This window comes from Rhizobium sp. YIM 134829, assembly GCF_046546455.1.
The window spans coordinates 98,564-111,798 of sequence record NZ_JBKHKI010000001.1 but is presented as its reverse complement, the minus strand read 5'-3'; the positions used below and the strand labels follow the sequence as shown (position 1 = coordinate 111,798).

At 65.7% G+C, this 13,235-nt stretch carries 13 protein-coding genes and 2 pseudogenes; 7 read left to right on the top strand and 8 right to left on the bottom strand.

Translation table 11 applies throughout. The features are described from left to right. Nucleotides 1–11: 11 nt before the first annotated feature. A complete protein-coding gene (locus tag ACLE20_RS00595; protein WP_410938313.1) occupies nucleotides 12–845 on the top strand; it encodes a gamma-glutamylcyclotransferase in 834 nt (277 codons plus the stop codon). Between the two features lie 15 nt (nucleotides 846–860). On the opposite strand, the gene ACLE20_RS00590 is transcribed toward ACLE20_RS00595, so the two are convergent. The 3 genes and pseudogenes from ACLE20_RS00590 to ACLE20_RS00580 form a co-directional block, all read right to left on the bottom strand. Continuing rightward, a complete protein-coding gene (locus tag ACLE20_RS00590) occupies nucleotides 861–1,256 on the bottom strand; it encodes a response regulator (protein ID WP_410938312.1) in 396 nt (131 codons plus the stop codon). A 231-nt stretch (nucleotides 1,257–1,487) separates the two neighbouring features. Then, nucleotides 1,488–2,258, bottom strand: coding sequence for a trans-aconitate 2-methyltransferase (gene tam / locus ACLE20_RS00585; protein ID WP_410938311.1), 771 nt, complete (start codon nucleotides 2,256–2,258; stop codon nucleotides 1,488–1,490). A 44-nt stretch (nucleotides 2,259–2,302) separates the two neighbouring features. Continuing rightward, a pseudogene (locus tag ACLE20_RS00580) lies at nucleotides 2,303–2,862 on the bottom strand (phosphatase). Nucleotides 2,863–3,215: 353 nt separating this feature from the next. Here ACLE20_RS00580 and ACLE20_RS00575 point away from each other — a divergent pair. The 4 genes and pseudogenes from ACLE20_RS00575 (at nucleotide 3,216) to ACLE20_RS00560 (ending at nucleotide 7,222) form a co-directional block, all read left to right on the top strand. Beyond that, nucleotides 3,216–5,540, top strand: coding sequence for a glucose/quinate/shikimate family membrane-bound PQQ-dependent dehydrogenase (locus ACLE20_RS00575; protein WP_410938310.1), 2,325 nt, complete (start codon nucleotides 3,216–3,218; stop codon nucleotides 5,538–5,540). A gap of 126 nt (nucleotides 5,541–5,666) precedes the next feature. Next, nucleotides 5,667–5,999: pseudogene (locus tag ACLE20_RS00570) on the top strand (MFS transporter); the annotation flags it as partial. 65 nt (nucleotides 6,000–6,064) lie between these two features. Continuing rightward, nucleotides 6,065–6,526 (top strand): MerR family transcriptional regulator, encoded by a 462-nt coding sequence (locus tag ACLE20_RS00565; RefSeq protein WP_410938309.1) that lies wholly within the window; start codon nucleotides 6,065–6,067, stop codon nucleotides 6,524–6,526. A gap of 177 nt (nucleotides 6,527–6,703) precedes the next feature. Continuing rightward, nucleotides 6,704–7,222 (top strand): GNAT family N-acetyltransferase, encoded by a 519-nt coding sequence (locus ACLE20_RS00560; protein WP_410938308.1) that lies wholly within the window; start codon nucleotides 6,704–6,706, stop codon nucleotides 7,220–7,222. A gap of 59 nt (nucleotides 7,223–7,281) precedes the next feature. Here the strand turns inward: ACLE20_RS00560 and ACLE20_RS00555 are convergent, their stop codons facing one another. The 3 genes from ACLE20_RS00555 to ACLE20_RS00545 form a co-directional block, all read right to left on the bottom strand. After that, the gene (locus ACLE20_RS00555) at nucleotides 7,282–8,199 is read right to left on the bottom strand and encodes a c-type cytochrome (RefSeq protein WP_410938307.1); all 918 of its coding nucleotides are present in this window, start codon (nucleotides 8,197–8,199) and stop codon (nucleotides 7,282–7,284) included. Nucleotides 8,200–8,376: 177 nt separating this feature from the next. Beyond that, nucleotides 8,377–8,814, bottom strand: coding sequence for a c-type cytochrome (locus ACLE20_RS00550; protein ID WP_410938306.1), 438 nt, complete (start codon nucleotides 8,812–8,814; stop codon nucleotides 8,377–8,379). 185 nt (nucleotides 8,815–8,999) lie between these two features. Beyond that, the gene (locus tag ACLE20_RS00545; protein WP_410938305.1) at nucleotides 9,000–9,635 is read right to left on the bottom strand and encodes a LysE family translocator; all 636 of its coding nucleotides are present in this window, start codon (nucleotides 9,633–9,635) and stop codon (nucleotides 9,000–9,002) included. Nucleotides 9,636–9,918: 283 nt separating this feature from the next. On the opposite strand from ACLE20_RS00545, the gene ACLE20_RS00540 reads away from it, so the two are divergent. Continuing rightward, nucleotides 9,919–10,611 (top strand): helix-turn-helix transcriptional regulator, encoded by a 693-nt coding sequence (locus ACLE20_RS00540; protein WP_410938304.1) that lies wholly within the window; start codon nucleotides 9,919–9,921, stop codon nucleotides 10,609–10,611. A gap of 9 nt (nucleotides 10,612–10,620) precedes the next feature. Here the strand turns inward: ACLE20_RS00540 and ACLE20_RS00535 are convergent, their stop codons facing one another. Together ACLE20_RS00535 and ACLE20_RS00530 are read right to left on the bottom strand one after the other, a co-directional pair. Then, on the bottom strand, nucleotides 10,621–11,463 hold the full coding sequence (locus tag ACLE20_RS00535) for a metallophosphoesterase (protein ID WP_410938303.1): 843 nt from the start codon (nucleotides 11,461–11,463) through the stop codon (nucleotides 10,621–10,623). 124 nt (nucleotides 11,464–11,587) lie between these two features. Beyond that, entirely contained in the window at nucleotides 11,588–12,187 is a 600-nt protein-coding gene (locus tag ACLE20_RS00530) for a superoxide dismutase (RefSeq protein ID WP_410938302.1), read from the bottom strand. Between the two features lie 325 nt (nucleotides 12,188–12,512). Here ACLE20_RS00530 and ACLE20_RS00525 point away from each other — a divergent pair, with 325 nt between their 5' ends. Further along, entirely contained in the window at nucleotides 12,513–12,722 is a 210-nt protein-coding gene (locus ACLE20_RS00525; RefSeq protein WP_410938301.1) for a hypothetical protein, read from the top strand. Nucleotides 12,723–13,235 lie beyond the last annotated feature (513 nt).

Genomic DNA, 13,235 nt, shown 5'->3' with positions numbered 1-13,235 from the left:
ATGGCAGGACCATGTCCGACATCCCGATGACCCTGCCTGACCGGCCGGACCAGAACCAGAGCAGACAGGCCGCATCCGTCGCCCTGGACGGTCGCGGCGACAAGCCGGGCGCCACGCTGCGCACGCGGCTGCGCCGGAGCGCGGCCGGCGGCGAGATGGCCCTGACGGCGGAGCTCGTGGCGCTCTGCCACCGCGAGGTTCCCGATCCGGGTCCGGACCTGACCCGAACGCCGATGCAGGAGGACGACTTCAGCGCTCTGACCGCCACGCTGCTCGCCGAGCTCGGCGATGCGCCGCTCTGGGTCTTTGCCTATGGGTCGCTGATCTGGAAGCCGGAGTTTACCTCGCAGGAGCGCCGTCGCGCCACGGCCTTCGGCTGGCACCGCGCCTTCACCATGAAGCTCGACCGCTTTCGCGGATCGGAGGATCATCCGGGCCTGATGATGGTGCTGGAGCCCGGCGGCCGCTGCGACGGCGTCGTCTTCCGCATCGATGGCGCCGAGCGGGAAGCGGCCATCGACAGGCTGCTGCGCCGCGAGGTGACGTCGATCGAATATCTCTCGAGCTTTCGCTGGCTGACCACCCGCACCGATGCCGGGAGGGTGCGCGCGCTGTGTTTCTGGTGCGGGACGGCCGGCCATGAATCGCTGCATCTGCCACCGGAAGAAAGTGCCGCCATGCTCGCCCGCGCTTGCGGCCATGCGGGTTCCGGCGCCGAATACCTCTTCAACACCGTTGCCCACCTCGACGCCTTCGGCATCCGCGACCGCAGGCTCTGGCGCTTGCAGAAGCTGGTGGCAGACGAGATCCGCAAGCTGTACCCGACGCGGATCTCAGCCGAATAGGCGGCGACGGAGGCTTCAAAGCCCCGGCAGCGTCGGCAAGTCAGCCATGCGATGCAGGGTGGCCAGGATCATGCGCTGGTCGTAGGGCTTGGGGAAGAAGACGGCGCGGTCGGGCAGGGCGTCGGCCGATTTCATCGAGACGCCGGAGGTGACGATGATTTCCACCGGCGGCCAGCGATCGCGGATGGCGGCGGCGAGCTTCAGGCCGTCCATGCTGCCCGGCATGTCGATATCGGTGAAGACGATGCGGATATCGCCGCGGCTTTCGAGGAGCAGGATCGCTTCGTCGGCATTGCTCGCCTCGATGGCCACGCAGCCGGCTTCCTCGACGAGATCGGCCGCCATCATGCGCAGAAGCGGCTCGTCCTCGACCACGAGCACCACGGGAACGTTGGAACTCGGATGGCTCATTGCACGGCCTGAGCCTCCGCCGCGCCGCGCGGGTGCCTCGCGGTCTTCGATCCGGCGACGCATCCCACCCTGGAGCTTGTGCACATCGCTGACCTGTTCATCCGCCATTCCCTCTGCTGGGGGAGAACATGTCGGGCCGCGGCGCGAAGGCAAGAGCCGAGGCGGAATTTTGCCGGCAACCGGTCGAGAGCCGGCCCGGACAATGCGTCATCCTTCGGCGTCGCGCGGCCCCTATCGCCGGATCGCGAGCAGGAAGAGCCGGGGAAATGGCAGGAGGATGCCGCCGGTCTCAAGCGGCGGATAGGCAGCTGCGATCCGGACCAGATAGGCGGCAAGATAGGCTTCGCGTGCCGCGGGGGAAAGCGGAGCGAGGAAGGGCCTGAGGCCGGTGCCCTTCACCCATTCGACGATCGCCGCCGCATCGGCCAGTCGGTGATGATAGCTGGTGCGCCAGACATCGATGGCCTGGGCCAGCGGCGACAGGCGCTCGACATAGGCCCTCGGCGGGTCGATCGGCGTGCGGACAGGCGGACCGCTCGGATAGGCCGATCGAAAGGCGGGATCGGCTGCGAGCACGCGCATGGCGATATGGGAGGGCTCGTCCAGATTATCCGGCATCTGCACCGCCAGCACGCCACCCGGCACGAGTGTTTCCAAGAGCCGTTCCAGGATTGCCGGATGCTCCGGCAGCCATTGGAAGACGGCATTGGCGAAGAACAGGGCGGCCGGCTCCTCCGGCTGCCAGTCGGCGAGGTCGCCGGTCAGAAAGGGCGTTTGCGGCAGACGTCGCCGCGCATTGTCGAGCATGTCGGCATCGCTGTCGACGCCGATGATTCGGCGGCCGGGGAAGCGCGCGGCGAGCACGGCCGTCGAATTGCCGGGTCCGCAGCCGAGATCGTAGAGCGTGCCGTCCGGCAGCGATGGAATTTGCGCCGCAAGATCGAGCGCGGGTCGGGTTCGTTCCGCCTCGAAGGTGAGATAGTCCGCCGCCGACCAGGCCATGCACATTCTCCCTTCATCGCTACGGCGCCCGTCGGGGCGGGGCGTCAGCTCTTGCCGGTCTTCCAGACCTTGGCCGGGAAGCGCAGCGCCTGTTTGGCGAGCCTGCCCTTGAGTTCCAGAGCGGCATCGCACAGCGTCACGACATGGCGGTTGGGCTTGGCATCGGGTTTCAGCCCGTGCAGCGCTGCCGCCGCGTCGTCCGGCGAGAGGTAGCGCGCCAGAAGGCCGAGCGAAAGGGCGGGCGCCCGGCCGATGCCGCGCAGGCAATGAACGAGCAGCCGCGCATCGTTCGGTAGCTCTGCCACGAAGTCGAGCGCCTGGCGGATCTGCTCGGCCCGTGCCGCGGCCGGGTCGTCCGGATCGAGCGTATCGCCGAAGATCAGCTCCAGATGCCGCTCCGGCGGCAGCTCGATCATCGACAGAAGCTTGGTGCCCGGGGCACGGATGGAGATCAGATGGGTTGGCGCCCAAAGCGCGCGATGATGGCGCGCTTCGGTCTGCGAACTGACCACGAGCCGCAGCGGCCAGCCAGTGGCGTGCTCCGGATTTGATTGAGGAGCGGCACGAAGACGTCCGTCTCCTGCCGCGCGGCTGCGACCGCCATGATCCACCCCTGAATCGCTTGCACCCTGCCTCCAATCTATCAGGTGCTGCTTGTCGAAGGGAAGGGCGCTCGACGCGAAACACGCTGGCCGGCGAGGGGGCGAGGACCTCAGTCCCACGGTGCGGCCGCTGACAGGAATCCGCCGGGAACTTCGCGGGCGCTCTGCCGGTTGGCGGGCAGACGTCTGGCCCAGGACTGTGCGGGCAGGCCAGATTTCGCGTCAGCGCCTTCGCAACTGCACAAGACGATGCGTTGATCTTGCCTGAGCCTGCCCTAATTTTGCCTCCGTTCGGCACCGGCTTGCGGCCGGCCTTCCTAGTTCGCGGCGCCGTCCGGCGCGGCAGGAGTTTCTTATGATCATCTTCACCGCTCTCCTCTTTGCCGTGATCGGCCTGGCGCTCGGCGCCGGCGGGATCTGGCTCGCCGTGCTCGGCGGCAGCTGGTATTACATCTTTGCCGGCCTCGCATTTCTCGTCACCGCCATCCTGCTCGTCCAGCGCCGCTCGCTGGCCTTGACGCTTTATGCGGCCTTCACCGTGCTGACGCTGATCTGGGCGCTGTGGGAGGTGGGCTTCGACTGGTGGCAGCTCGGCCCGCGCGGCGGGGTGATCATCCTGCTCGGCTTCTGGCTGCTTCTGCCCGCCATTCGCAAGCCGCTCGGCTTCACGAGCCCGACCGGCCATGTCTACCGGGCGAGCGCCTGGCCGCTTGCGCTCGCGCTGCTCGTCTCGGTCGGCGTCGCGCTCTTCTCCATGACGCAGGATCCGCTGGATCAGGCCGGCGAACTCCCGACCGCCGTTGCCAATGCCAACCCCAATCTTGGCGGCGACGTGCCGGCGGGTGAGTGGCACCAATATGGCCGGACGCAATATGGCCAGCGCTACTCGCCGCTCGACCAGATCACCGCCGCCAATGTCTCCGGCCTCGAGGAAGCCTGGCGCTACCAGACGGGCGACGTGAAGCGGCCGGATGATGTCGGCGAGACGACCTATCAGGTGACGCCGTTGAAGATCGGCAGCTCCCTCTACGTCTGCACGCCGCACAATCTGGCGATCGCCATCGATGCGACGACGGGCAAGGAAAAGTGGAAGTTCGACGCCAATTCCGGCATGAACCCCGACCGCCAGCACCAGACTTGCCGCGGGGTCACCTATTACCGCGACGCCGCAGCCACGGCCGGTGCCGCCTGCGCCGAGCGGGTCTACCTGCCGACCGCCGATGCGCGGCTGATCGCGCTCGATGCTGAGAACGGCCAGGTCTGCACCGGCTTTGCCGACCAGGGTACACTGCATCTCGAACAGGGCATGCAGCACCGCCCGGCCGGCTATTATTACTCGACCTCGCCGCCGGTCATTTCCGGCAACCGCATCATCATCGGCGGTGCGGTCAACGACAATTACTCGACGCAGGAACAGTCGGGCGTCATCCGCGCCTTCGACGTCAATTCCGGGCAACTGCTCTGGAACTGGGATTCCGGCAATCCCGACGTGACGACGCCGCTGCCCGAGGGCCAAACCTATACGACCAATTCGCCCAATTCCTGGTCGGTCTTCTCCTATGACGAGGCGCTGAACCTCGTCTATATCCCGCTCGGCAACCAGGTGCCCGACCAGCTCGGCATGAACCGCAGCGAGGCGGTGGAGAAATACTCCTCCTCGATCGTCGCGCTCGACATGGGCACCGGCCAGGTGCGCTGGGTGCGCCAGACCGTCCACCACGATCTTTGGGACATGGACGTGCCCGCTCAGCCGGTGCTGCTGGATATCGATGGCCGGCCGGCGCTCGTCGGCCCGACCAAGCAGGGCGACCTTTACGTGCTCGACCGGGCAACCGGCGAGCCGATCATCCCGGTCAAGGAGGTTCCGGCTCCCAGCGGCGCGATCCCGGAGGATTTCTCCTCGCCCACCCAGCCGCTCTCGGATTTGAGCTTCAACCCGCCGCCGCTGACCGACAAGAACATGTGGGGCATCACCATGTTCGACCAGCTGGCCTGCCGCATCAAGTTCAAGCGGCTGAAATATGAAGGGCGCTACACGCCGCCTTCGCTCGAAGGTACGCTTGTCTATCCCGGCAATTTCGGCGTGTTCAACTGGGGTTCGGTGGCGGTCGATCCGGAGCGCCAGGTGATGTTCGGCATGCCGACCTATCTCGCCTTCACCTCGCAGCTCGTGCCGCGCGATCAGATCCCGCCGAAGGGCCAGGACGAGAAGGGCAGCGAGCAGGGGCTGAACCGCAATGACGGCGCGCCCTATGGCGTCTATATGGGCCCCTTCCTCGGGCCGCTGCAGATCCCCTGCCAGGCGCCCCCCTGGGGCTATGTCGCCGGCGTCGACCTGAAGACCGGCGCGATCGCCTACAAGCATCGCAACGGCACGGTGCGCGACATGACGCCTCTGCCGCTGCCCTTCAAGGTCGGCGTGCCCGGCATCGGCGGCCCGATCATCACCAAGGGCGGCGTCGCCTTCCTGGGTGCGGCGGTCGACAACTATCTGCGCGCCTATGATCTGACAACGGGCCGCGAGCTTTGGAAGGGCCGGCTGCCGGCCGGCGGCCAGTCGACGCCAATGACCTATACGGCCGACGACGGCAGCCAATACGTGCTGATCGTCGCCGGCGGCCATGGCTCGATCGGCACCAAGCCCGGCGACTATATCATCGCCTACCGCCTGCCGAAGTGAGACCTTAGGCCACTCTTGCGAAGCCCGGCGCCCCCACGTGCCGGGCTTCGCCGTTGCCGGCCTGACCTGCCTTTCACAGGTGAGCCGCCCCGCGTGACCGCAGAAGACGATGCCGAAAGGCCACCGATCTTCTCCGCCCTTTCGGCCACCACCGACGCGATGACGGCGTTCCTGCTGGTGCTCGTCGGCCTGCCGATCGTGACCGGCTATACCTCCATCAACGCGGTGGTGAAGGCCGAACTCTTTCCCGCCCATATCCGCGCGCTCGGGGTCGCGCTCCCCTATGCGCTTGCCAACACTCTCTTTGGCGGCACGGCGAAGTGGGTGGCGCTGAAGTTCAAGCAACTGGGCCATGAGAGCGGGTTCTTCTGGTATGTGACCGGCATGATGGCCCTCTCGCTGATCGTCTATGTCCGCATGCGCGACACCAAGCACCACAGCCATATCCACGAGGACTGAGCCGTGACTTGAAATCCGCGCCCGGATCCCGACATGCTCGGAGGAACGGCACGGGAGTCATGAGAATGTATTCGATCGGCGATCTCGCACGGCGCACCGGGGTCAAGGTGCCGACGATCCGCTATTACGAGGATGTCGGGCTGCTGGCGCCGGCCGACCGGACCGAGGGCAATCAGCGACGCTACGAGCCGGCGGCACTCGAGCGCTTGGCCTTCATCCGCCATGGCCGCGATCTCGGCCTGTCGATCGAGGCGATCCGCGATCTGATCGCCTTGAGCGATCACCCGGAAAGCCCCTGCGCCCGCGCCGATGCGATCGCCGCCGAGCATCTCGCGCATGTCCGCCAAAAGATCGCTCAGCTGAAGCGGCTGGAAGGCGAGCTTGCCCGGATCGTCGCGGCCTGCGATGCCGGCCACACGGCCGGGGACTGCTCCGTGCTGCGGGCACTGTCGGACCATGGGCTGTGCGACGGCGAGCATGACGGCGCCGCGCTCGGCAACGCCTCACTCGTGCGGGCAGCCGGTTGACAGGCCGCGCAAAAGCGCGCATGAAAGCCGCCATGATCACGACCGCGCTCAGCCTTTCCTGGTATTTTACGGCTCACCGATAGGTGCGGCTGTCTGATCACGTTCAAACAAGCCGCCGCCAGGCGGCTTTTGTTTGTCAAGAACGCCTGGGGGCAAAGACCCGTTCAGGAGTTCGCCATGCCTGCCACAGCCCTCTCAGTCTCCCCGCCGACTGCGGATCATTCAGCGCCTGACGCGCGTCCGCCGGTCGTCACCATCCGCGCCGCCCGCCAGAGCGATCTCGAAGCGCTCTGCGCGATGATCACCGAACTGGCCGTCCATCACGGCGATGTGGCGACGCCCACGGTCGCCGCTCTCTCCAACGATCTGTTCAGCGCCCGGCCCTGGGTGACGGCCTTGGTCGCGGAAGCCGGCGGCCGGCTGATCGGCTACGCCATGCTGACGCCACTCTACAGGGCGAACGAGACCGCGCGGGGCATGGATCTGCATCAGCTCTATGTCGAGCCCAACCATCGCGGCACCGGCATCGGCCGGCATCTGGTCGCGCGCGCCCGCGAGGAAGCGGTCCGCTCCGGCTGCGCCTACCTCTCCGTCGGCGCCGCCACCGGCAATGTCCGCGCCCACCGCTTCTACGAATCCGAACGCTTCGTCCCCCGCCCGGTCACCGGCATGCGCTACCTAGCCCGGTTGACGTGAACCGCAGAGACTCGAGGACGCTGGCGTGCGGTTGGCCAGCGTGCTCATGCTTATGAGTGTCATTCGCGGGCAGGCACGGCCTTCAGGTAGGCGGCGATGGCTTCGCGGTCGGCGGCAGGGAGGCGGGCGATGTTTTTCTGGACCTCGACCATCGTGCCGCCGACGCTGTCGAACTCGGGCGTGAAGCCGGTCTCGAGGTAATTGGCGATATCGCCGGCGCTCCAGCTGCCGATCTCTTTCGAGCCGGGCGTGATGTTCGGCACCGTGCCTTCGCCTTCCGGATTGGGTGCGCCGGCGAGCCAACGATCCCGCTCGAAGCCGCCCAGCGCATTGCGCGGCGTGTGGCATTCGCCGCAGTGGCCCGGACCTTCCACCAGATATTGACCGCGGGCGATCTTCGAATCGGCCGTGTCGACGGTGACGCGCGGCTTGTCGGAGTAGAAGAGCAGCTTCCAGCCGCCAAGCAGAATGCGCTGGTCGTAGGGGAAGGGCAGCTCGTGCGGTGGGGCGACAGTGGCGCTCTTCGGCAGAGTCTTCAGGTAGCCGTAGAGATCGTTGACATCCTTCGGCGTCAGCCGCGCATAGGAGCCGTAGGGAAAGGAGGGATAGAGATGCTCTCCTTCCGGGGAGACGCCGCGGATCATGGCGTTGCCGAATTGCGGGAGCGTCCAGTTGCCGATGCCGGCCGTCTCGTCGGACGAAATATTGGGGACGTGGAAGGTGCCGAACGGGCTTTTCAGCGCCAGGCTACCGGAGAGAACCAGCCTGGCATCGCCCTCGGCGCCGGGAGCGGCATGACAGCTGACGCAGCCGCCCGCCCAGAAAACCTGTTCGCCATTGGCAAGATCGGGCGCGCCGAGGCCGTCCCACGTAGCCGCCGGCAGCGGTTCGGGCTTGGTCACGAACCAGGCGACGCCTGCGCCAAAGGCCGCCAGGAGGACGAGGGTGGTAAGGGCCTTGCGGGCGCGACGAGCCATGCGGGTGCTCCTGGACGGTCGGATGGGCTGGTGGCCGGTACGCACCGGCCCGCTTCATCATCTAGAGGCGCGGGCGGTTCAGGAAAGGCTGATCGAGGCAATGGCCGGCCGCAGGCTCCGCAGCCGACCGCAAGAAGGCAGGCAGGCCGCCATGGCCGGCAGCCCGCGCGGCCTCGCTCACTTCTTCAGGCGATAGGCCTGGTGACAGTCGCCACAATGGGGGCCCAGCTTGCCGAGCGCCGCGCCGACGGCAGCCTGATCGGCCGGCACCGAGGCAAGCAGAGCATCGGCATCGGCGCCGAGCGAGGCGGCCTTGGCCTCGAAGTCCGCCTTGTTCTCCCAGATCTTGGGGCTGGCTTCAGAGCCTTCCTGCGAGCCTTCGGGGAACTGGCCGGGGAAGCTCTTGATGTTGGTGCTGATGGTCGAGAGCGAGGTCTTCACCACCTCCGCATCATAGGGCTTCTCCCCCTTGGCGATCGCACCCAGCGCGCCCATGGAGCGGGCGATGTTCTTCATCATCGTCTCGCGCGCCTCGATCGGCTGCTCCGCCGCGGTGACGCCGCCGGCTACCAAGGCAACAAGCGTCGCCGCCAGCAGAATCTTCTTCAATGTCATGGATTTCCCTCTCTGATCGGCTTCAGCTCAGTCGGCACGGTCGCCAATGGGACCGGCTGGCCGACGGCGGCATCTTGTCACGTCGCCAGAGCGTTCAAAGTAAAATTTTCTTGAAACTCGTGCCGCCTGTCGATCCTGTTGTGGCGATGCTGTCCGCTACCTGTCGATACCCTTCCGGCGCTGCATCAAGCCATTCGCCACGCCTCGAAAGCGGTCGTCACCGCGACGGCGATCAGCAGCGCGCCGACCGCCCTGCCCAAGAGGGCGGTGGCTTTGGGATTGCGGGTGAGAAGGGCGCGGCTGCGTCCGGCGGCGAGCGCGATCGTACCGTAGATCGCGATCTGGACCGCCGCGATCATCAATGCCAGCGTCGCCGCCTGCGACCAGAGCGAACCGAACTCCGGCTTTACGAATTGCGGATAGACGGCGAGCATGAAGAGATAGGCCTTGGGATTGAGCAGGCAGGTGATGACGCCGCGGCGGAACCGGGCCGCGTCCGACAGGGGCGGCAGTCCCTCAACCGCTCCGAGCTGCACATGGCTGCGCAGAAGCGACAGGCCGATCCAGGCGATATAAGCCGCACCGGCCGCCAGAAGGCCGTTGAACAGGCCGGGCGCGAAATGCACGAGCGCCCCGACTCCGAGCGCGGCATAAAGCGTGTGCACGACGCCGCCGGCCACGATGCCGCCGAGGGCCATGAAGCCGGCCCGTCGTCCACCCGTCAGCGCATTGGCCATGACGAAGATCATGTCCATGCCGGGCACGATGATGATGCCGATCAGAAGAGTAAGGAAGAGCCACAAATTTTCGGCGTATGACATGTCAGGAGGGCCCCTTAAAAGTTTGCTGCAAAAGCGGTGATTGCGGGAGGCAAGGCCTGCCACGGGAATGAGCCCGGGCTCCACCCGTTTTGCCGTGCAGGCCGAAGTGGGGCAGCAAGCGATTGCATGAAAAGCGAAAACTCCGGACAGCGAAGAGGGCGTCCATTGCGCTCGGTTGGTCTCCCGCCTCCCGATTGCGTTGATCATGAGCGCGCTATAGCGTTGGGCAACTGACAGGGTGATGTCAGGAGCGATCGCGCGGAACAGCGAAACTGGAGGCAGAATGCGCAAGGCGTCGCGGCTCTTCGAGATCATCCAGATCCTGCGGCTGGCACGGGGGCCGGTGACGGCGGCATCGATCGCCAGCCGCCTGGAGGTGACCGTGCGCTCGATCTACCGCGACATTGCTGCGCTGCAGGCGCAGCGCGTGCCGATCGAAGGCGGGCGCGGGATCGGCTATGTCTTGCGTCCGGGTTTCGACCTGCCGCCTTTGATGTTCTCCATCGAGGAGACAGAGGCACTGGTCGTCGGGCTGGCTCTTCTGGAACGATCGGGCGATCTGGAACTGCGGCAGGCCGCACGCAAGGTGAGCGACAAGATCGCGGCTGCCGTGCCCGTGCCCCTGCGCCGTTCGATTACCCGAGGGGCCCTGCATGCCTGGGGCACCATTGCGCCTTCGCCACAGGGCCTGGATCTGGCTGTGGTGCGCCGCGCGATCCGCGACGAGCGCAAGCTCGTGCTCGACTATCGCGACGCGCTGGGCCAGGCGAGCGAGCGAACCGTTCGGCCCCTTGCTCTGATCTACTATTCCGAAACCGCCGTCATGGTGGCCTGGTGCGACATGCGCGACGCTATCCGAAATTTTCGTGCTGACAGGGTGGAGCTCTGCACGGAAAGCGAGGAGACCTTCAGGGGCGAAGGGGACCGGTTGCGCCAGGCTTGGATGGACGGCTGGACGCAATCGGCCACATCCTGACCGCCGGTCTCACGAGGCTGTCAGCGTCCGGCTCAGCTCGCGCCCGAAGCCCTCGATCTCCAGTCGGGTCTCGTAGAGGCTGACGACGGCGAAGGCGGTGCTGTCGGGCGTATCGACCATGCCCTTGAACGTGACGAAGTGTGTCGCGCCGCGTGTGGCCTCGTTGCCGGCATGGTTGTGACCGTTGAGATAGGCGCGAACGGTCGGGTAGCGCTCCAGAAGGGCCAGCACGCGCGGGGCATCCCAGAGATCGTGAACGTTACGCGGCCAGACGGGGTAGTGGCAGAAAACGATCACGGGCTCGCCATCGGCCACAGCATCGTCGAGCACCTGCTCCAGCCAGGCAAACTGCGCCTCGCTCAGCGTCCCGTTCCAGCTTTCGGCATTGTGGGCGCCGGCAGCCTTCAGGGTGGCAAGGCGGGCGGCCGCCACCTCGTAGCGGGGATGGCCGGGCGGCAGGGCGAAGGTGCTGACCTCGCTCCCGTCGAGCAGCACGATGCGATGTCCGCGGATCAGCAGATCGTGGTAGGGCGCCGGCATGCCGAGCCGCTTGTGAACGGCGCCGAGATGGGAGGAATCGATGGAAAAGTCGTGGTTGCCGGCCAGGAACAGCGCGCGATGGCGCAGCGACCGGTAAAGCGGCAGCACGGCATCGAAGCTCGCCCAGTCCCGGTCGATGAGGTCGCCGAGCGTGATGACGAAGTCGAGCTCGCGACCGTTGAAGGTCTCGATCGCCTGCGTCAGGCGCGTCAGGCTTTCACGGTAATGGCGGTCGAGGCCCGGATTTGGGTCGGCATCGACATATTGCGGGTCGGCGATGACGCCGAAGCGAAGGAGCGGGGTCTCGGTCATGGCCCTTTCGCCTAACGGGCCTCCATGACGTTACCATGACGACCGTCACTCCGGCCGGTGGGCGAAATCAAAAAGGGCGGAGCCTTTCGCTCCGCCCTTCTCGTCTGGCGAACGGGCGAAAGTCTCAGGCGGCCTTTTCGTAAAGTTCGAGCACGTAATCCCAGTTGATGAGATTGTCGACGAAGGCTTCGAGGTACTTCGGGCGGGCATTGCGGTAGTCGATGTAATAGGAGTGCTCCCAGACATCGACGCCGAGGATCGGGGTGGCGCCATGGACGAGCGGGCTCTCGCCGTTCGGGGTCTTGGCGATCTCGATCTTGCCGTTCTTGACGGCGAGCCAGGCCCAGCCGGAGCCGAACTGGCTGACGCCGGCCTGGATGAAATCGGCCTTGAACTTGTCGTAGCCGCCGAGATCCGACTTGATTGCCGCATCGAGCTTGCCGGGCAGCGACGTGCCGCCGCCGCCCTTCTTCAGCCACTTCCAGAAATGCAGGTGGTTGTAGTGCTGGCCGGCATTGTTGAAGAGCGGCTGGTTGGTGCCGTAGGACTTCTTGACGATTTCTTCGAGCGGCAGATCGGCAAGCCCCGCCTCTTCGGCCAGCTTGTTGCCGGTCGTCACATAGGCCTGGTGATGCTTGTCGTGGTGATATTCCAGCGTCTCGCGCGACATGAAGGGCGACAGGGCATCATAGTCGTAGGGAAGCGGCGGAAGTTCGAAAGCCATGATAGATCTCCTCTTGGCGGTACCGATCGGGCAAGACGGGTGTGAGCCCGAGCCGTTGGCGGGGAACATAGCACCGGGAGGGTCCGAGGCAACCGGCGCAGGAACCCTTTCAGCGGCTGACGGCGGAAAATCATTCCAGGGCGAGGGGATGGTTCGGGGGGCGGATTGACGGCCTGTCGGGCGGTCCCGCGACGGAAGACAGACGAATCGTCGCTTTGGAACCAGCGAATGCGCCCGGAGATTCCCATTCGCTCCGGTATCGCCTATATCAGTTCTATCCGAAAGAACGGCGCGGTCCGCGCCCCATGTCACGTGGAGGTGCAGAATGGCGACCGTCTACACCGCGAAGCTCCGGCCGAAGACTGTACAGAAGGCCAAGCACTTGGCGCCATCCGGTCCCGTCACCGATGGCGATGATTATGGTGGCATCGGGGCCGAGGACTTCGAGCGTCAGATGGAGGCGGACAATCGACAGCGGCATCAGGCCGTGATCGACCAGTCCACCTGGTCGCCCGCGGGTAAGGCCGGCTGGTAAGTGGCGTAGAGCCTCGACGACGACGACTATGATGTCGAAGCGGTCGGAATTCCGGCCGCTTTTTCAAATGTCTGGTGCCGTTTTCCCTATGAGGAGCGTCCGGACGAGCCAAGCAGAACATTGAGGCCCTGCCTGGTCCGCGCCTCCTACACCGCCGAAGTCGAGATCAACGGCCGGCGGCGATTGATCGGCCTGATCGACACCGTCTACGGCACGAAGCAGATCGACAAGTTCCCCACCAAGAGGCTTTCACATTCATCGGGAAGACGAGAAGCGTCAGCTGGGGCTGATCCATGAGACCGTATTTCCGCTCGACAGAGCCTTGAAGCTCGCCTGGACTAAATCCTATTCCGAGCCCGATAAGAGCGGCAAGCTGTTCGGCACACGACTGAATCGACAACAGCAGGGCGCGCTTCGCGCTCAGTGGCTGGAGTTTCTCGCGCAGACTTAGGGACCCTTGGAATTCGAGTCTCTCCTGCGCGCCGCCGCCATCCGTCCACTGCAACTCTTGTC